Consider the following 16,642-nt stretch of genomic DNA (forward strand, 5'->3'; position numbering starts at 1 on the left):
CCGCAGACGCTGCCGAAGCGGCTCTGGCGGTGGCTCGGGGCAGCGTTCACAGCCGGCGCCGGCGAGCCGAGGCGAAGGAGAAGACACCGAAGAGGATCAGCCCGACCGCGACCAGGAGCCACGGTCCCGCCGGTGTCTGTGCGAAGCTCCGGAGCGTCGCGTCCCCGCCCTTGGCCTCGTCGGGATCGAAGCGGACGGCTGCCACCAGGACGAAGACCCCGGCGGCGGCGAACACCACGCCACGCGCCACGCCTCCGACCACGCCCAGAGCGGTGACGACCTGCTTCGTACGGTGACTCATGGCGGCGGTGTCCAGCTGCCGCAGGAAGCGCCGCATGGCCGCCCGACGGCGAGTACCGCGCCGATACTCGATCAAGAGGCAGCCCGTGGCTCCCACCCATACCTGGCCGCACGACAGTTCGAGCGCCGATGCCGTCCAGTCCTGTGACTGCTCGCTGCCGCTGGAGCCCTGCCCGCCACCGGCCGCATACACCGCTGTGGCCCAGCAGACGGCGACGTAGAAGACCGCCCGCCCGCCGTCGAGGAGTCGCGAACCCGCCTTCCGCCGGGGCCCCGTGGTGTGCACGGCGCGGGCTCCCCGCCAGAGCGCCATGGCTGCGAAACCGACCACCAGCGCCCAGAGCATCGCTTTCCCGAAGGGCTGCGTCGCGATCTCGTGCAGCGCGCCCTTCCGGTCCGCCTGGCCGCCGCCCCCGACGGCGATCCGGATGGACAGCAGCCCGATCAGTACGTAGACGATGCCGCGGGCGACAAAGCCCGCCCGCCCTGCGGCGATCAGCGTCTCGCGCAGGATCGAGCTCCGGAACGGACTACCTGCGGCTGTACCGGCGGCGGCCACCGCCGCGCCCGCGCATGGCGAAGCCGGCGATCCAGAGGACCAGGAGGACGGCGGCGACCCACCACAGGATCTGCAGGGTGAAGCCGAACCCGAAGACCACCAGGACCAGCAGAAGGAGAAGAAACCAGATCATTGCCGGGCCTCCGGATCGCGGGGATTTCCTGATTTCCGCGGGGTCCGGGCGAAGCGGGAAGGTGGAATGCTGCGCCCGAAATGATCCGGAGTGGCATGGCCCTACGCCGTGTTGCCAGTCAACGCCCGGCATCCTCCCTTGTCAACGCGGTGTCGATACTGAGGAGTTGTGGGAGCTGGGCAGAGGCCGCCGGGGTGAACGGAGCCTCGGCGGGTGGTTCGGCCGGCTCGGTCGGCGACGTCGGCAGGATGTGGTCCTCCCACCAGGACAGGGCCATCACAACGGCGAGCAGGACAAAGAGGGTTGAAGCCGGAACGATCAGCGCGTACATGCGTGCCCGCCTGGTTTGGGATGCGTGCGACGCAGCGGGCAGCAGATCGTTGCCCGCTTGAGGCACATCGGGCGTGCCGGGATCGCGTGACGCTCTGTCTTCAGCGACAGCATGTCGCCGGGGCCTGCGACGTCTACACAGCAGCGTAGTGCTGGCGTCATGTTTGGACCGTTCGAAGCAGCCCAACCCCAGGACATGGGCGCTGCAAAAAACGCGGTGGCTCACGCATATCCGAGGCACCGCACGGTATTCGCACGCGAAACGCCCAAGCCGGCCGCGTGGGGCGGTCCGTGCCTTGCCGTCCCGGTCCGGATGAGCCCCGCACTCGCCTGGGCACGATGCTGCCGACTGGGTCGGAGCCCCGTGGCGAAACGATCCTCGCGGGCGGGGCGGCGGAGAAAATCCCCGGGATCGCCGCAGCCAGGCCGGGGGTCCCTGTGGCGTCGGCCCTGTCTTCGGCGGTGCGGTTGTCGGCTCACTCCAGGAGCACGAGGTGGTCGGCGGCGCCCCCGCGCCATTCGATCAGGAAGAGGGTCGCGTCGTCGGTGGTGCGGCCGCCCCGTTGCTGCTTCAGGGCGTGGGAGAGTGAGCGCACCACCGCTCGTACCCCCTTCGTCGTGTGTTCGATGTGGTTGACCGAGTGGATGAGTTGTTCTTCGCCGAATTGTTCTTCGCCGGCTTCGTGCTCCTCGATCAGGCCGTCGGTGAAGCACAGCACTCGGTCGCCGCGTTGGAGCGTCTGCCCGCTGATGCGGGGCTCTTCACCGCCGAAGCCGACGGGCAGGGTGGTTGGGCCTGTCAGTTGCCGGACGACCCGGTGGTCGCGGATCAGCAGCGGTGCGGGGTGGCCCGCGTTGACCCACTGCAGGTGGCCCGTCGCGATGTTCAGACGCATCATCTGGGCGGTGACGAAGTGGTCGGGCCCGAACTGCTCGGCGATGGCCCGGTCCATGAACGCGTAGATCTCGGACAGGCCGATGTCGGCACGTCTGGCGTGCCGGTAGGCCCCGACGGCGACGGTCGCCATCGTGGCTGCGTCCAGGCCGTGGCCCATCGCATCGACCATGGCCACGTGCAGGATGTCCTCGTTGAGGGCGTAGTCGAAGCTGTCGCCTGCTACGTCGTAGGCGGGCTCCAGGATTCCGGCCACCGCGACCTGCGGGACGGCCATCGCCAGCGGCGGCAGCAGGGACCACTGGATCTCCGCGGCCACGCTCATCGGTTCACGACGCCGGGCACGGAAGAACTGATCGGTGTAGCTGTGCTTGGTGACCAGCATGTCGGCGACCAGGCCGGCGAGCCTGCGCAGCAGCCGCCGGTCGTTGTCATCGACGGTGTCCAGGGTGAGGGCCATCACGCCCACCTGGTCGCTGCCGTCCAGCAACGGCAGGTACATCCGGACGCCGTCGGCCCCCGGCACCTCGACAGTGGTCGCCTGCAGAAAGGCCGTGCCGGCGGGAGAGTCGTCGATCGGCTCCGGCTCGCCGACCATCAGCCGCCGACCTGACAGCGGCACCAACACCAGCTGGCCGTAGTCCTGCAGCAGGATCGAGACGTCGCGGCCACCGACCCTGGCCACCTCTTCCGCGATCAGCGGGGCGATCAGCTGCGGCGGCATCTCGTGCGCCCGGTCCAGCAGCACCCCCAGCAGCCGCTCACCGAACCCTTCCGACCGGTCCAGCATGACCTCGTCAGGTCGGCGCTCGCCTTCCGTCACAACCGCACCCCCGCACCGGCGTCGTCAAACCATCGGCGACCGTGTCCATGCTCACCTCGTGCCGCGAGTCCAGCGCCCGCACCGACACACGGGCTCCCGACACGACCGTGATCAACCCGCACAGAGTGACGCGGCCGGTCACCCCGAACAGCCCATTACGCCAGAGAACGGCATGTCACACATGATCAGAAAAGGTGGCTCTTCGTACAGCTTTGCACCAGGTCTCTCCCGGAGCCGTCACAGGAGCAGAAGATCGGAGCCGGTGTCCGCGAGGAGCCGCGCGGTCTGCGGGGACGGGTGGTGCAGCCGCAGGGACGCGTGGCTCCCGGCGGCGTGCCTCGACGCGTCGAGGAAGACGCGCAGACCGCTGTTGTCGCAGCGGCCGACGGTGGTCAGATCCACGTCGATGGTGGTGATGCCATCATGCAGGCACCGCTCCAGAGCGGCGCGCACCTGGGGCGCGGTGGCCGGGTCGATCTCACCGGCCAGGGTGATCAGCGCCCGACTGCCCCGGTTGTGCCGGTAGACCTTCAGCCGCGGAAGAGTCATGACGCCTCGGTTCGGATGCCTCGGTTCATGGGGCCCGGCTGCTCCTCGCGCGGTCCATGGCCCGGGTGCTCGCGCTCGGGCGCACACGTCGGTACGGGCCGAGTCGACGATTCGTAAGCGCGGCCGGTGCGGGGAAACCGGCTGGTCACCTGTGGTGAGTGGTAGGGCTGCGGCGGCGGCGCGGCGGGAAGCGGCCGCGGCCGCCGTCGCGGTGGTCCCGCCGTTCGCCGGCGGTCGGCGACTCGGACCGGTCCGGTTCCACCGGGGGCTGCTGCGTGCCGCGGCCGCGGCGGCCGGGCAGGCGGGCGCTGTACTGGTGCACGGCGATTCTGTCGGCGTGCTGGATGTTGAGCCGGTGGATCACGTACGCCGCCGCTGCAATGAGGACCCCGAAGGCGGCGGCTGTCAGGAAGGCGTTCATGGCGGCCACCTCACATACCGATGATCAGGCGGCTGGCCCGGCCGGGGGGAGGGGTCTGTTGCGGAACGGCCGCTGACACCGACACTGCGGAGGCGCCGCCCTCGTACTCCCATGCCTCGTCCGGGTCCAGTGGCTCGTCGGTCGCCAAGACGCCGTGCCGGGCCTCGTCCGCGGCGATGAGCGCGCTCGCGGTCAGTGGCGGGCCATCGTAGTCGGACGCGGCAGCCATCAGCCGGGCCGCCGACTCCGCCCCGGTTTCGGGCGGGATGATCAGCAGGTCCCAGCGGCCGGTGCCGTAGGAGAGCAGCAGCAGCTTGTGCGGGTCGATCTCCGGGGTGAACCAGCCGACCTTGACGATGTGGCCGTGCACGGGAACCTTGGGCGGGATGACAGGCCAGTGCTTCGGGTTGACGGCGATGCGGGTGATGCGGCCCCACAGGGGGTCCAACACGTCGGTCAGTGCGGGCAGTTCGCTCAGCAGATCCCGGGAGCGGGGCCACCAGGCACCGTCCAGGAGTCCGCGGGAGGTGCCGTCGGTCTTCAGGGTGAGACGCGCGGCCGGGGCTGCGACGGGCTCGGGGTGCGGCAGAGGTGGAAGCAAGGTCGCCGACATGATGCGGACCCGTCTCCGGGCCGCTTCTGCGGCGGCCCGGGTTTCATGGTTCGCCGAGAACGACCCGGCGTGGAAGCCGGTGTGCGAAATGCTCTCGGTACTGTCCACACTACTCCGCGCTTCGAGGCAGCGCGGAGTAGTGGCCGCCTAGAGCTGGAGCAGTCGTTGGGTGATCTCCCGGTACTGCCTCAGCGCGTGCCGGAGTTCGTCGGACTGCGCCTCCGGGTCGAGGTCCTGCCAGCCGGCGCGAAGGAGACGCCGTTGTTCCGCGAGGGCGTTCACGAGCTGGGCGGTGGCTTCGTCATAGGCGCTCTCGGCCTCTTCCAGCGCCTCACGCGGGGTGTCGGCGAAAGTGTTGAGAGCGTGCCGGAGGGACTGGACGATCTTGTCTTGCTCGTCCGACGGGAGCAGCGGCTCAGGGCCTGGGGTACGGCGCTCGGCGGGGCCCCGGGTCTGGCCCGCGGGCTGCTGGGCGCGTTTCTGGTCGTACATCACCGGGAGCCGCTTCCGCCACGCCTGAAGGCGCCCTTGGCCTTCTCCGCGGCCTGCTTCAGGCTTCCGGAGACCCGGTCGGTCCTGCCTCGGCGCTGCAGTCGCCTGTTGCCGGTGACCCGGCCGAGTTCTTCCGTGATCCTGCCCTTCATCGTCTGCGCCTGGCTCTTGATGGTCTGTGAAACGGTCATGGCCGGCCTCGCTGTTGTCCGGTAGGTGGGTTCCCGCGGGGTCTGGGCGAGGCGGGAAGGCGGAATGCTTCGCCGTGTGTTCCGGGGTGGCATGGCCCTGCACCGTGCTGCCAGTCAACGTCCGGCAACGGTCCGTGTCAACGCGGTGGCCACGCGATCCGGCCCGCCTCGTCCCGGAGCGTGCGGGAGTACGGTGGAGGAAGCGAGGGCTCTTCGTATGCCGGTGTCCGAACCGGCCCGTCCTCGCGACTCCCATCTCATGGGCAGCCCGTGACCCCGGCCGCGCCATCCGCATCCCGGCCGAGGAGCCACGTATGCCACTCAGTCCGACCACGTCCCCGACGGTCACACCGTCGGACCCCGCCCCGCCGCCCCAGGGCTACGACGGGACGTCCCCGTTCCCGCCCGACGGCCCGGCGCCCGCGCGCGACGGCGGTGAGCGTCTGTACGTTGCGGTGACGGCGGTGATCGTCGTCCTGCCGTTCGTGGCGATCGGTCTCGCCGGCTGGCTGCTGTGGGGGAGTCTCATCCATCCCGCCGACATCGTGCTCGCGCTCGTCCTCTACACGATCACGGGTCTCGGCGTCACGGTCGGCTTCCACCGCGGTCTCACCCACGGCGGTTACCGGGCCGTCCGTCCTGTGCGGATCGCGCTCGCGGTGGCCGGTTCGATGAGTTTCCAGGGCGATGTCATCGGCTGGGTGGCCACCCATCGGCGCCATCACGCCTTCACCGACCGGCCGGGGGACCCGCACTCCCCGTACCGCTACGGCACGCATCTGCGAGGCCAGTTGCGCGGTCTGCTGCACGCGCACGTCGGTTGGCTGTTCCGAAACGACCGTACGCCGCCGGAGCGTTACGCCCCCGATCTCCTGGCCGACCGCGACATCCGTGCCGTCGCCCGCGCCTTCCCGGCGTTGTGCGTTCTCACCCTCGCCCTGCCGTTCGCGGTGGGCTGGGCCATCGGCGGTACGTGGCTGTACGGCGTGACCGCCCTGCTGTGGGCGGGACTTGTGCGTATCGCGCTGCTGCACCACGTCACCTGGAGCGTGAACTCCCTCTGTCACATGATCGGTGAGCGCCCGTTCCGTACCCGGCGCCACGACCGGGCCACCAACCTGTGGCCCCTCGCCCTGCTGTCGTTCGGCGAGAGCTGGCACAACCTCCACCACGCCGACCCCACCAGCGCCCGGCACGGCGTCGACCGCGGTCAGATCGACCCCTCCGCCGCCGTGATCCGCCTCCTCGAACGCCTCGGCTGGGTGCACGACGTGCGCTGGCCGACGGCGCAGCGGGTCGCGGACCGTCGTGCCTGACGTCAACCACTCTTACGGCAGTTGGCAGGAGCCTTCATGACCACCGCACTGCAGTCCCCGCTTCCCTCCCACCCCGTCCTGCGGATGCGTCTCGCGTCCGGCAGCGGCATGCCCCGGCTCATCGACGGAGCGTGGTGGCCCCGTTCGTACGACCTGCTCTCCGAACTCCCCCAACTGCTTGCCGGGTTGCCGCGCGCATGGGGTCACATCACCAGCGTCACCGTCAACGGGGCGACGTGGCCCGCGGTGCCCGGCCGGATGCTCGTCTTCAACCAGGTCGTACGCCTGCACAGGACCCTGGCGGCATCCGCCCCGCACACGATCGTCCTGCTCGCCCCCGGCCGGGGGCGCTGGGATCTGCTGGTCGTGCCTCCGGATACGACCGAGGAGACAGCGGAACCGCTCCTGGCGGCCGCGGCAGGTGGTCACGTGTGATCCGGCCCACCACGGACTGCCCGGCGAATCATCAGGCACCGACGGCCAGGGCGGTGACGACGACCGTCACACCCCCACCACCACTCGGCCGGGCCGGCTGCTGGTGGCCTCGTACGAGGAGGAGGTCTCGCCGGCCTGTTCCGCCGTCATGAGGGCGGTCGCGGTCATCGGCGGGCCGGTGTTCGCGCTCGCGGCGGCCACCAGCCGGGCGGCCGAGGGAGCGCTGGTCTCCGGGGGTATCACCAAGAGGTCCCAGCGGCCTGCCGTATAGGACAGCGGCAGGATCTTGTGCGGATCCTGCTCCGACGTGAACCAACCGACCGCCACTACATGGCCGTTGACGAGGATCTTGCGTGGGAGCGTCGGCCAGTAGCGCGGGTTGACGGCGATATGGGTGATCCGTCCCCACAGTGGATCCAGTACGTCCGCCAGAGCGGAGAGTTCGTGTGTCAGGTCACGTGACCGAGGCCACCAGGCCCCGTCCGGCTCGACGTGCCCTGGTGAAGGACTCACTGGTTTCAGAGCGAGGCGCGCGGTCGGGGTCCTGAAGGGAACGGCCCGTAACGCGCCGAAGCCGGCGAAGTATCCCGCGAAGCCCAGCGCCATCCCGGTGAACAGGCCAACCGCGGCCACACCCATCGCGTGCTCCTTCCTCGCTTCGGCTCCGGCAAGCGACTACTCGAGCCGCCGCTCCGGTTGTTCCTCGTCCTCGTCGGGCAAATGCACATCGCCGACCGCGATGTTGACCTCGACCACTTCCAGACCGGTCATCCGCTCGATGGCAGCGATCACGTTCTCTCTGACGTCGCCCGCGACCTCGATGATGGAGACGCCGTACTCGACGACGATCTCCAGGTCGACCGCGGTCTGCACATCGCCGACCTCGACCTTCACTCCGCTGGTGACGGACTTCCCGCCCGCACCGGGCATCCGTTCACGCATGGCCCCCATGCCACGGGCGAACCCACCGCCCATCGAATGGACGCCCGGCACATCCCGGGCCGCCATGCCGGCGATCTTCGCCACCACACCGTCGGCGATAGTCGTACGGCCACGCGACCCCGGATCGCTTCCGTGCGGCACCCCCGCACTCTTCCCGCCGCGCTCGCCCAATGACCCCGCGCGAGGAGTCTCGGGCCGGTTCGGCAGTCCGGTATCCGTCATCTCCGGTCACCACTTTCCGACGCAACAGGCAGCCTGTCGTGCCCCTTCCTTTCACGCTAACGGCGAGTGCCCGACCTCGCTCAGGCAAGCGGCTGTGAGCGATGTCGGGCGTCGCGCCAGGAGACGGTGTGGTACCCCGCACAGAAGGGCAGGTCGGGTGGCCGGTCGGACCGCCCTACCGGACAGTAGGACGTCAGCCTCCCGGTATCAGCGGCGGGCCAGCCGCTGTCCGCCGTCCACGTAGACGGTGCGTCTCCCCGCCCTTCAAGGCAACGGTGTTCCAGTTGTGTCGCTCGCGGAGGTCGGCCGAGTGGATCACACCATCTCCCTGTGGCATGCGGCCGGTGACGCAACGACCCCGGCGTATACACACCGGGGCCGCCCTTCCGGGTCGTTGCACGTGAGAGTGCGCCGACCCGCTCACAAGCGTATGCCCAGGAGGCCATTTCGGTCATCTGTGACCGGCCGCAGCTCTGAGGGCGGTCTGCGGCGTGTCAGTCACTGTCCTTCTCCTCGGTCTCCATGAGCTGGATCCCCTTGTGCAGCAGTGTGACCATCGCAGGTGTGTTTCCTCGCGCCCAGTCGACCTGGATCAGTCCCTCGGCCGCCAGGTACGTGCAGGCGGCGGCCAGGTCCTCCTCGGGCATGGCGAGTTCCTCGCGCAGCTGCGCCCCGGTGAGGCCGAGGAGGCGATTGCCTTCCATGGCCTCGTACAGGCTCTTCATGATCGCCTCGCGGTAGTGCTGCCGCTCGTGCAGTGTCGCCATGGTCGCTTGCCTCTCGTGCCGGCACCGACGGAAACCCTTACGTCTGGGGCGGTACCCTCTTTCCCCCGCTGAGGGGCCATCTCCTCACATTTCGTCCGGCTGTGTGTGATCGTCCCGGAGGACTGGCTGGTCAACAGCCAGGAGCGCACCGGTTCCGCCATGCGCGTGGTGTCCACGGTGAGGTGGAGGCGTGTTCCGCCGTCAGCGCCCGCGGGGTGGCTGCGCGCTGCGGTGGCGGCGAAACAACCGCGGAGAATCTCCGCGACATGTCGAGCCGCCTTTGGGTCCGCGGCGACAATACGAACCTCCGCGGGCCCGGCCGACGGCAGTTTCGGTGACTTCATCGTGACCCCCGTTCGATCACGGGAGCGGGGCCACCAGGCACCGTCCAGGAGACCTGGAACCGAGCCGGTCGGGGCCAGGGACAGCAAGACCGACGCCGGAGGCGGGTGCTCTTTGATGATCGTAGGTTCGATGGTCGCGGTCATGACGCGGACCTGTCCCCGGGGGCTCCTCCTGGAGGCCGGTGTTGTTGCTCGCCGGGAACGGCACCGACGTGACGGCCGGTGTGCGAAGTACTCCCGGTCGTTTCACTCTACGCCGCTCCGAGGCCCGGGACGTGCTCGTGAGCAGGCATTTTACCGAGGGGCACGAGTCCGGCACCGTCGGCGAGCGTAGCCGGTGCGGCGGCGCACGACTTACGGTGAGAGGACGACCGAGAGGACGAGGTCCCGCGTTCGGCGGCGACACCGAATCCCGCAGACAGGCGGAGACACCATGACCGAATCCGACATCCCTCGCGCGCCCGGGCTCCTACCGGACGCGATCCACCGGGCCGCGAAACCCGGGACAGTTCTTCTGCGGCTGGAGACGACACCATCCCGGGAAGGCAATCTCGACGGCGCGTGGTGGCCGCGTTCCCGCGACATCGGCGCGGAGTTGCCCGACCTCATCCACGTGCTGACCGGGCACCTCGGCCCCATCACGCGCGTCGGCCTGGACGCCACCGCATGGGATGAACTTCCCACGCGGCTGGTCATCGACGACCGGGTCGTCCATATCGACTCCTTCCCGGTCGGTGACGACACCGTACTGATCACTCGGGGCGACCAGGACCACTTCTCCCTTCTCGTGATCCCGCCGCACGCGACACCCGATGCCGCCCGTGCCGCCATGGACAGAGCCGTCCGGGCCGACAACGTCACCCATGCCGCACAGATCCTCATCGACACCGGCACCCATCAGGCACACCCGATCCCCGCCAAGGACCCTCGGAGCGGCGAGGAACGCCACGAGCGCCAGGAATGACTTCTGGAGACCCGGGCGCCCGTAGGGCTGTCTTTGCCGGGCGGCGCGCCGACTTCAAGGCGATCCAGGAGGTGCCGCCCGTCGGAGTGGATGTCCGGTAGTGGTGTCCGCTGATGCTCCGCTGGTGCCGTTAGGGTGCGCGACATGGCCCGTACTCGGCTGTACCGCGACGGCTCCCTGGTCGAGGAGGACTTCCCGGTCCGCGACATCTCCCGGCATCTGGCGGATCCGTCTTCGATCGTGTGGTTGGACCTGTACCGCCCGAACCGTGCCGAGTTCACGGCGGTCGGCGAGGAACTCGGTCTCCATGAGCTGGCTCTCGAGGACGCGCTGCACGAGGGACAGCGGGCGAAACTCGACAGCTACCGCACCCATCACTTCCTCAGTGTCTACGCGGTCGCCGTCGACCCGGACGGCGCAGGACTGACGATGAGCGAGCTCGCGGTCATCCTCACGCCGCAGGCGTTGATCACCGTCCGCAAGGACGCCGCATTCGCCCTCGACGAGCTGGTCGCCCGCTGGGACCGTACCCCGGCTCTGGCAGCCCACGGGGTCGCCTTTCTGCTCCACGGCCTGCTCGACTACGTCGTCGACGGGCACTTCGCCGCGGTACAGCAACTCGACGAACGTATCGAGGGACTTGACGATCTGCTCTTCGCTGAAGGCGGCCGGCAGATCCAGACCGTACAGCGCCAGTCCTACGCCCTGCGGAAATCACTGGTTCGGCTCCGTCGCGTGGTCCTGCCCATGCGGGAGGTCGTCAACGCCCTCATGCGCCCCGACCTCGACGTCGTCGACGGCCACCTGCTGCCGTACTACCGCGATGTGTACGACCACGTGCTGCGTGCCGGCGAGTGGACGGAGTCGCTGCGCGACCTGGTGGCCTCGGTGATGGAGACCAACTTGTCGGTGCAGGCGAACCGGATGAACCTGATCATGAAGAAGGTGACGAGCTGGGCCGCGATCATCGCCGTGCCCACGGCGATCACTGGCTTCTACGGACAGAACCTTCCCTACCCCGGCTTTGGACAACAGTCGGGCTTCATCGTTTCCAGCGCCGTCATCGTCGTTGTCCCTCTGACGCTGTACTTCGCTTTCAGGCACTGGGACTGGCTCTGACCGCAGGCACTGATCACCAAGCACGCTGATCTCCGTCCGCAGCACGGGATCTCTGAGGGCGCCCGCGGGTGGACCCACGGTGACTTCCAGTACCGGAACCTGCTGTGGGAGGGCGAGGACCTGGCCGCCGTTCTGGACTGGGACCGGGTGGGCGTGCGGCGGTACGAGGAGGAGGCCGTGCGGACGGCGCAGGTGCAGTTCGGGGTGGACGGGGTGTTCGACCTCGACCGTGTCTCGGCGTTCGTCAGCGGCTACCGGTCCGTGATGCTGGTGGACGTCACCGCGCTCGTGGACGGTGCCCGCAGGCTGTGGTGGAAGCGGATGACGGACTTCTGGCAGCTGGAGTTCCACTACGACCGCGGTGACTTCTCCTGCGATGAGCTGTTCACCGCGGATGAGGCGCTGCTGCGCTGGTGGGCCGACCGGCTCGATCAGGTCGAGGACGCGTTCGCCGCCGGGTAGATCCCGAGGGTTTGGAGGTCCGGCCGTCGCGGCCGGGCCAGCGGTGCTGCCTGCTGGAGAAGGCCGTCGACAAGGCTCACCGCGCGGGATGAGACCGCCGCCTCGGGCTATCGCATGCCTTCGGCGCACGCGGCGACTGCTTTCGGTAAGCCGGCGAAGTCGGTCCTCAGCGGGCTGAGGCGCTCGACGAGGCTGGACAGCCTGATGGACTTTGGGTCGGGCAGCGTTCGTCCAAAACACGGGTGGGCAGGACATAGAAGGTCCACTGGTCGAGGTCCAGGGGATCGAGGGTCTGCTTGTCCTGGTGGTGCAGCAGGCAGAAGACGTAGACGTCCGAGCGGCGCATTACCTCCGCTGAGGTAACGCCGGTCTGGGCGTCCCAGCCGGAAGCTGGCGCGATGCCGAACTCGATCTTCGATGGCCGGGGCTGTGCCCACGACTGAAGGTAGGCCGCCGACTTCACCTCCACGCGCCGCTTCTCGGGTGTACGGATGTCCACGGTGTCCCATTCGGTGCGGGTGCCGATCGCGGCGCCCAACGCCACGGCCACGAGGTACTCGGCCAAGACGCCGCGCATGGTGTTGTTGGCCAGGTCGGAGTACGCCCAGCTCCAGAAGTCGCCGAGTCTGCCCACCGTTTCGCCCCCCGCCTGTATCGGCTCACTGCTTTTGCGGCGTGTGATGGCCAGCGGACCAAGCTCGGCAGTCATGGGCGTCCTCCAGACGACGATGTAGGGCGATGCTGATCCTGACAGCAGGCACTGACAACGGAGTTAGGCTCCCAGGCTCACGTGGGTTGCGACGGTTGTAGAGGCCGCAGGACGAAGACAATGACGGGCCTGACCAAGGATCGGTCGGGCCCGTCAGACATTTACTGGAAGCTGTCGGGGCTCCCTCAATGGATTTCGCCGACGGTTGCGTCAGGCGAAGGCGAGAGTGCGGAAGGTGTTGCGCACGTCGGTCAGGGGCTGGCGGTCGCGGGTGTAGTAGAGCTTGTTGGTGAGCAGTACTGCCCACCGCCCCTGCTGCGGGCAGATCCACATGCCGGTGCCGGTGAAGCCGTAGTGGACCCAGGTGTCGTCATCGGGGTGGGCGCCAGGGGGCGGGGTGCCAGAACAAGCCGCGCACGGGTTCGAGGGTGCTGGTCTGGACGGTCAGTGACTGTCTGGTCCAGGCGGGGCCGAATCCTGCTCGCCCCAGGCTCCGAGCGGGTGGCCATCGACCTCGGGCCAGAAGTCGTTGAAGGGGACGTCGAGGTCGAGCTTGCCCTCCTCCCACAGGGCGCCGATGGCGGACCAGACGGCGAGGATCTTGGTGAGGCTGGCGGCGTGACGGTGTCGGCGCGCATCGGCAGGTCCGGCTCGTCGGGGTCGAGGACGCCGGGGTGCCCTGGGCGTGGATGCCGTTGGCGTCGGCGATGGCCCACACGGCGCCGGGGTACACCTTGTCGCTGACGCCCTCGTCCAGCAGAGCTTTGATGCGGTCGCCGTCGTACGTCATGGTCTCGCTCTTCGCCGGGGCATCCCGCCGGTCAGCGTAGTGACGTTCGGGTTGCGGTTCGGGTAGTGACGTTGCTCGGGCGACCCGGTCGGGGCACCGAGGGCTGAGTGCCGGATCCGTCGGACGAGGTCAGCTCTGCGTCTCCCCAAGGGCTGCGCGCAGCCAATCCAGAGACTCGGTCGCAAGCACCGCGTCGGCGAGCTCGTTGGCGGACTTCGTGGTGAGTCGGCGTCGGCTGTTGTCGATCCAGCGCTGCGCGTTCTCGTAGCCCTGGGCCTTGTACTCGATGCCCTGGATCATGCATTCCAGCTTGTCGGCGTCCCGGGCGCAGAGGGCCTCCGGGGACTCTTTCGCCTCGTATTCCGCGACCAGCTCGCGTACCGCGGTGGCGAGGATCTCGGGCATGCCCGAGACCTGGTCCTCGGTGACCGCTCGCGGGTCTGCCTGTGGGGCGTATTTCCTGCCCAGGTAGTTCACGTCCCCGGTACGGGTTTCCTGTGAGTCGTGCCATACCGCGAGGAACGCGGCTTGTGCGGGGTCGGCGCCTTCCAGTTTCGCGATGATGGTCGCGAGGAGAGCGGTGCGCCATGAGTGCTCTGCCACCGACTCGGGGTCGCGTACTCCGGCCATCCACCAGCCGGTGCGCTTGGTCTGCTTCAGCGTGCCCGCCTCGTACAGGAAGCGCGCCACCGCGGACAGGTCTTCAGCCACCGTCGGACTCCTCTCACGCCTCGGCGAGGCGGATCGCATACCGGATGCTCTCCAGCTCCCGGCGCCCGCGCGCCGACAGCTCCCGGCTATCCAACATCACGGGCAGCCTGTCGCGCAGGGCGCGTCCTGCTGCTCCGGATCGCAGCAGGTTGGGCCGTACCTGGAGCAGAGACCAGACGGAGTGGATATTGAGGTCGACGTAGCCATGATGCGGAGCGAGGCCGTGCGCGAGATGGGCGAGGAGTTTGTCGCCTGGCCATGGCCCGGGGTTGCGGGCGGCGATGAAGTCGTCGCTCAGCTCCAGGTGGGCCGTCTCTCCGATCCAGTAGGCCCAGTAGTTCAGGTTCGCGGCCTCGCCGGCGTCGTCGTCGAGGAGGGCGGCGTCGATGAAGTGACTCATGCGGTCCCGGTCCCCTTGCCGGGCCGAGACCGCGGCAACAGACCGGGAGTTGAGCCAGCCCGTGAGCCAGCCGCCAGGGCGTTCTGTCGCCTGCTGGTGTGCGAGCCATGCGGAGGTGTCGTCCTGGTCGTCGTACCCGGAGAGGTAGGGGGCCTGGCGGCGGAGCAGGAACTGGTCTTCGCCCCGGGCCTGTTCCGCGGTGCGCCGCATCTGTGTGAAGAACCGCGCGCGGTCTGCGACCGACAGCTCCGGCCCGGCCGGCGCGGGGCCTCGGCGCTTGCGGGGCGGGGCGGGCAGGCCACGGACGGGCTGGGGCGGCACGTGGTTGAGGGGCCAGGCGAGGACCTCAACGAGGTCACGCTGCATCACCCAGGCCCCGAGCGGGCTTGCCGCGACGTCGGCCTGGTCGTCGAGGGCGCTCGCGAGGAGGACGTCCGCCTCCAGCGCGCGGTCGAGGGCTTGCAGGAGCGCCGGGGCGGTGCCCATGTGCATCAGCCGATGACGGTGTACGAGCATCTGCCCGACCGGTACAGCGGTCAGCGGGCGGCGGCCCGATTCCCAGCCCGCGATCGTGTCCGCGGACACGCGCAGCTGCTCGGCTGTGTCCTCCTGGGTGCGTCCCTGCTGCTCTCGGATGACCCGGAAGACGTAGCCGGAAATGACGCCCGTGCGGGGGCGCCCGCCTGATCCCTGACTGCCGGTCAGGGTTGGTCGCGAACTCGACTGCATGAACAGCCCCATTCCCGTGTATCCGCAGCAAACCACCCGTACTTGCGGTCACTTCTAGCTGTGATCACGGCTCTCTACCGTCGTATGCACCACCGAACGAGCCTAGTAGGGAGGCTGTCACTGTGGGTTTCGTTGCGGATGCTGCCGAGCCAATCCTCCTCAGGCAACAACGCCCCGACGGCCGGTGGTTGGGCTACCCCGAACGCGAGCACCTCCAAGGGACGCGACGATGACCATGACGGCTGCAACGGTGGGACCACAGCGCTACCAGGAGCGGTATGCGGCGAGGCTGGAGTCCGTCACTCAGGCGCGTCGGGACATAACGCTGGTACTTCAGACCTGGGGCCTGCCTCAGCTGGTGGACGTCGCCGCGCAGGTCGTCACCGAGTTGGTGGCCAACGCGGTGGAGCACACTGACGCCGCCACGGTCGGCGCCTCGATCACCCGGGTGGGCAAGGAGTCCGCCCGGATCGTCGTGACGGACACGTCCCGCACCAGACCCACCCCGGGCACACCGTCACCGGACGACGAGCACGGCCGCGGGTTGCTCCTTGTCGAAGCTCTTGCCCACGCCTGGGGCAGCGAGCTGGTACGCGGCGGGAAACGCATCTGGGCAGAGCTGCGGGTGACGGCCGCATGCTGATCGCGCTCGTCTCTTTACGGCTCCTGCCCGCAGAGGAGTTGGCCGGCGACCCGTGCCCGGACGCGTGCGTGGAGCTGGCCTTCAACCCCACCTGTTTGTCTGACGAGGCCGGTGGGGTGGTTGTCCCGGAGCCGGTCCGGATCACTCCAGCCGACCTTGTGCGGCTGCGCGTCGAGTCGGGTTTGGTCCTCGGCGAGATCCGCGCCGAGGCGCAGCGCGCCGAGGGCGCGTGGCGGCAACACCTCAGCCGCTGGTACCGCGACGGTCGGCTGGCGGCCGAGGCCCGCGCACCGGACATCAGCCTTCTTCAGCGAGTCCTGGACGGACTGCGGAATCCCGTCCGGCTTTGACGCAGACCCGGCGCCTCTTCTTCCCGGCGCCCATGAGACCCCCGCACGAGCAGGACCGCGTTCCTCGATGCCGTGCGGGTGAGCAAGGCGCACGAAGGACAGGAATTCCCGACAGAAAGGAACACTGTGTTCAACCACATGGACCGATTCCCCACCGGCAGCCCCCTGCCGCAGGGGCACCTGACCGCAGCCCCGTGGGGCCTGCGCCGCATCGCCCCGTATCCGCCCGTTGCCGGGCCCGCCTACGCGACGGTGACGCTGGACCCGGAGACGCAGACCGCCCGGTACTTCGACGCTTCCAGGGCGCCCACCATGTCCCCGGGCCACGGCACGTCCTCCGGCACCAACCCCGCGACCGGCACCACGGGCCAGGGCGACCGCAACAGCGACTCCCCGGACAGCGACACGGGCAACGACACCGACCAGTGACTCC

The 16,642-nt window shown here is 69.0% G+C and carries 23 protein-coding genes and 1 pseudogene; 8 read left to right on the top strand and 16 right to left on the bottom strand.

The window, feature by feature from the left end:
- Window positions 1–46: 46 nt before the first annotated feature.
- The 9 genes from ACYUED_RS23520 to ACYUED_RS23560 all read right to left on the bottom strand — a co-directional run bounded on the left by ACYUED_RS23520 (window position 47) and on the right by ACYUED_RS23560 (window position 5,306).
- The gene (locus tag ACYUED_RS23520; RefSeq protein ID WP_491284711.1) at window positions 47–859 is read right to left on the bottom strand and encodes a DUF1206 domain-containing protein; all 813 of its coding nucleotides are present in this window, start codon (window positions 857–859) and stop codon (window positions 47–49) included.
- Window positions 831–992: a hydrophobic protein gene (locus ACYUED_RS23525; protein ID WP_334479836.1), complete on the bottom strand. Its 162-nt coding sequence runs from the start codon at window positions 990–992 to the stop codon at window positions 831–833. Before ACYUED_RS23525 ends, ACYUED_RS23520 begins: the two co-directional genes overlap by 29 nt.
- A gap of 118 nt (window positions 993–1,110) precedes the next feature.
- A complete protein-coding gene (locus ACYUED_RS23530) occupies window positions 1,111–1,323 on the bottom strand; it encodes a hypothetical protein (protein WP_491284714.1) in 213 nt (70 codons plus the stop codon).
- Window positions 1,324–1,798: 475 nt separating this feature from the next.
- The gene (locus tag ACYUED_RS23535; protein ID WP_491284716.1) at window positions 1,799–3,040 is read right to left on the bottom strand and encodes a PP2C family protein-serine/threonine phosphatase; all 1,242 of its coding nucleotides are present in this window, start codon (window positions 3,038–3,040) and stop codon (window positions 1,799–1,801) included.
- A gap of 237 nt (window positions 3,041–3,277) precedes the next feature.
- Window positions 3,278–3,589, bottom strand: coding sequence for an STAS domain-containing protein (locus ACYUED_RS23540; RefSeq protein WP_491284718.1), 312 nt, complete (start codon window positions 3,587–3,589; stop codon window positions 3,278–3,280).
- Between the two features lie 145 nt (window positions 3,590–3,734).
- The gene (locus ACYUED_RS23545) at window positions 3,735–4,010 is read right to left on the bottom strand and encodes a hypothetical protein (protein ID WP_491284721.1); all 276 of its coding nucleotides are present in this window, start codon (window positions 4,008–4,010) and stop codon (window positions 3,735–3,737) included.
- A 10-nt stretch (window positions 4,011–4,020) separates the two neighbouring features.
- The gene (locus ACYUED_RS23550; protein WP_491284722.1) at window positions 4,021–4,731 is read right to left on the bottom strand and encodes a DUF5994 family protein; all 711 of its coding nucleotides are present in this window, start codon (window positions 4,729–4,731) and stop codon (window positions 4,021–4,023) included.
- Window positions 4,732–4,770: 39 nt separating this feature from the next.
- Window positions 4,771–5,115, bottom strand: coding sequence for a hypothetical protein (locus ACYUED_RS23555; RefSeq protein WP_491284724.1), 345 nt, complete (start codon window positions 5,113–5,115; stop codon window positions 4,771–4,773).
- Window positions 5,115–5,306, bottom strand: a complete 192-nt coding sequence (locus ACYUED_RS23560) for a CsbD family protein (protein ID WP_359585819.1) — start codon at window positions 5,304–5,306, stop codon at window positions 5,115–5,117. Before ACYUED_RS23560 ends, ACYUED_RS23555 begins: the two co-directional genes overlap by 1 nt.
- Before the next feature lie 314 nt (window positions 5,307–5,620).
- On the opposite strand from ACYUED_RS23560, the gene ACYUED_RS23565 reads away from it, so the two are divergent.
- Both ACYUED_RS23565 and ACYUED_RS23570 read left to right on the top strand, forming a co-directional pair.
- A complete protein-coding gene (locus tag ACYUED_RS23565) occupies window positions 5,621–6,622 on the top strand; it encodes an acyl-CoA desaturase (RefSeq protein WP_319302725.1) in 1,002 nt (333 codons plus the stop codon).
- A gap of 36 nt (window positions 6,623–6,658) precedes the next feature.
- Complete coding sequence (locus ACYUED_RS23570; protein WP_359585823.1) at window positions 6,659–7,057, top strand: DUF5994 family protein; 399 nt, start codon at window positions 6,659–6,661, stop codon at window positions 7,055–7,057.
- Between the two features lie 66 nt (window positions 7,058–7,123).
- On the opposite strand, the gene ACYUED_RS23575 is transcribed toward ACYUED_RS23570, so the two are convergent.
- From ACYUED_RS23575 to ACYUED_RS23585, 3 genes are all read right to left on the bottom strand, one after another.
- Window positions 7,124–7,696 carry a DUF5994 family protein gene (locus ACYUED_RS23575; protein ID WP_491284728.1) on the bottom strand — a complete coding sequence of 191 codons (573 nt, stop codon included), beginning with the start codon at window positions 7,694–7,696 and terminating at the stop codon, window positions 7,124–7,126.
- 36 nt (window positions 7,697–7,732) lie between these two features.
- A complete protein-coding gene (locus tag ACYUED_RS23580) occupies window positions 7,733–8,221 on the bottom strand; it encodes an Asp23/Gls24 family envelope stress response protein (protein ID WP_359585826.1) in 489 nt (162 codons plus the stop codon).
- Between the two features lie 494 nt (window positions 8,222–8,715).
- Entirely contained in the window at window positions 8,716–8,988 is a 273-nt protein-coding gene (locus tag ACYUED_RS23585) for a hypothetical protein (RefSeq protein ID WP_249836105.1), read from the bottom strand.
- 777 nt (window positions 8,989–9,765) lie between these two features.
- On the opposite strand from ACYUED_RS23585, the gene ACYUED_RS23590 reads away from it, so the two are divergent.
- The 3 genes from ACYUED_RS23590 to ACYUED_RS23600 all read left to right on the top strand — a co-directional run bounded on the left by ACYUED_RS23590 (window position 9,766) and on the right by ACYUED_RS23600 (window position 11,877).
- On the top strand, window positions 9,766–10,296 hold the full coding sequence (locus ACYUED_RS23590; RefSeq protein ID WP_319302717.1) for a DUF5994 family protein: 531 nt from the start codon (window positions 9,766–9,768) through the stop codon (window positions 10,294–10,296).
- Between the two features lie 144 nt (window positions 10,297–10,440).
- Window positions 10,441–11,415: a magnesium transporter CorA family protein gene (locus ACYUED_RS23595; RefSeq protein WP_319302715.1), complete on the top strand. Its 975-nt coding sequence runs from the start codon at window positions 10,441–10,443 to the stop codon at window positions 11,413–11,415.
- A gap of 12 nt (window positions 11,416–11,427) precedes the next feature.
- Window positions 11,428–11,877: a phosphotransferase gene (locus tag ACYUED_RS23600; RefSeq protein ID WP_491294395.1), complete on the top strand. Its 450-nt coding sequence runs from the start codon at window positions 11,428–11,430 to the stop codon at window positions 11,875–11,877.
- 166 nt (window positions 11,878–12,043) lie between these two features.
- On the opposite strand, the gene ACYUED_RS23605 is transcribed toward ACYUED_RS23600, so the two are convergent.
- From ACYUED_RS23605 to ACYUED_RS23620, 4 genes and pseudogenes are all read right to left on the bottom strand, one after another.
- Entirely contained in the window at window positions 12,044–12,586 is a 543-nt protein-coding gene (locus tag ACYUED_RS23605; RefSeq protein WP_491284733.1) for a hypothetical protein, read from the bottom strand.
- 210 nt (window positions 12,587–12,796) lie between these two features.
- A pseudogene (locus tag ACYUED_RS23610) lies at window positions 12,797–13,376 on the bottom strand (serine hydrolase).
- A 129-nt stretch (window positions 13,377–13,505) separates the two neighbouring features.
- Complete coding sequence (locus ACYUED_RS23615; RefSeq protein WP_491284735.1) at window positions 13,506–14,087, bottom strand: HD domain-containing protein; 582 nt, start codon at window positions 14,085–14,087, stop codon at window positions 13,506–13,508.
- Between the two features lie 13 nt (window positions 14,088–14,100).
- On the bottom strand, window positions 14,101–15,228 hold the full coding sequence (locus tag ACYUED_RS23620; RefSeq protein WP_491284737.1) for a helix-turn-helix domain-containing protein: 1,128 nt from the start codon (window positions 15,226–15,228) through the stop codon (window positions 14,101–14,103).
- A 217-nt stretch (window positions 15,229–15,445) separates the two neighbouring features.
- Here ACYUED_RS23620 and ACYUED_RS23625 point away from each other — a divergent pair, with 217 nt between their 5' ends.
- The 3 genes from ACYUED_RS23625 to tgmA all read left to right on the top strand — a co-directional run bounded on the left by ACYUED_RS23625 (window position 15,446) and on the right by tgmA (window position 16,638).
- Entirely contained in the window at window positions 15,446–15,859 is a 414-nt protein-coding gene (locus ACYUED_RS23625; protein ID WP_491284739.1) for an ATP-binding protein, read from the top strand.
- Entirely contained in the window at window positions 15,853–16,209 is a 357-nt protein-coding gene (locus tag ACYUED_RS23630; RefSeq protein ID WP_491284741.1) for a hypothetical protein, read from the top strand. Before ACYUED_RS23625 ends, ACYUED_RS23630 begins: the two co-directional genes overlap by 7 nt.
- 126 nt (window positions 16,210–16,335) lie before the next feature.
- Entirely contained in the window at window positions 16,336–16,638 is a 303-nt protein-coding gene (gene tgmA / locus ACYUED_RS23635; protein WP_491284743.1) for a putative ATP-grasp-modified RiPP, read from the top strand.
- Window positions 16,639–16,642: the final 4 nt, after the last annotated feature.

It is taken from the genome of Streptomyces sp. DF42, from assembly GCF_058267695.1.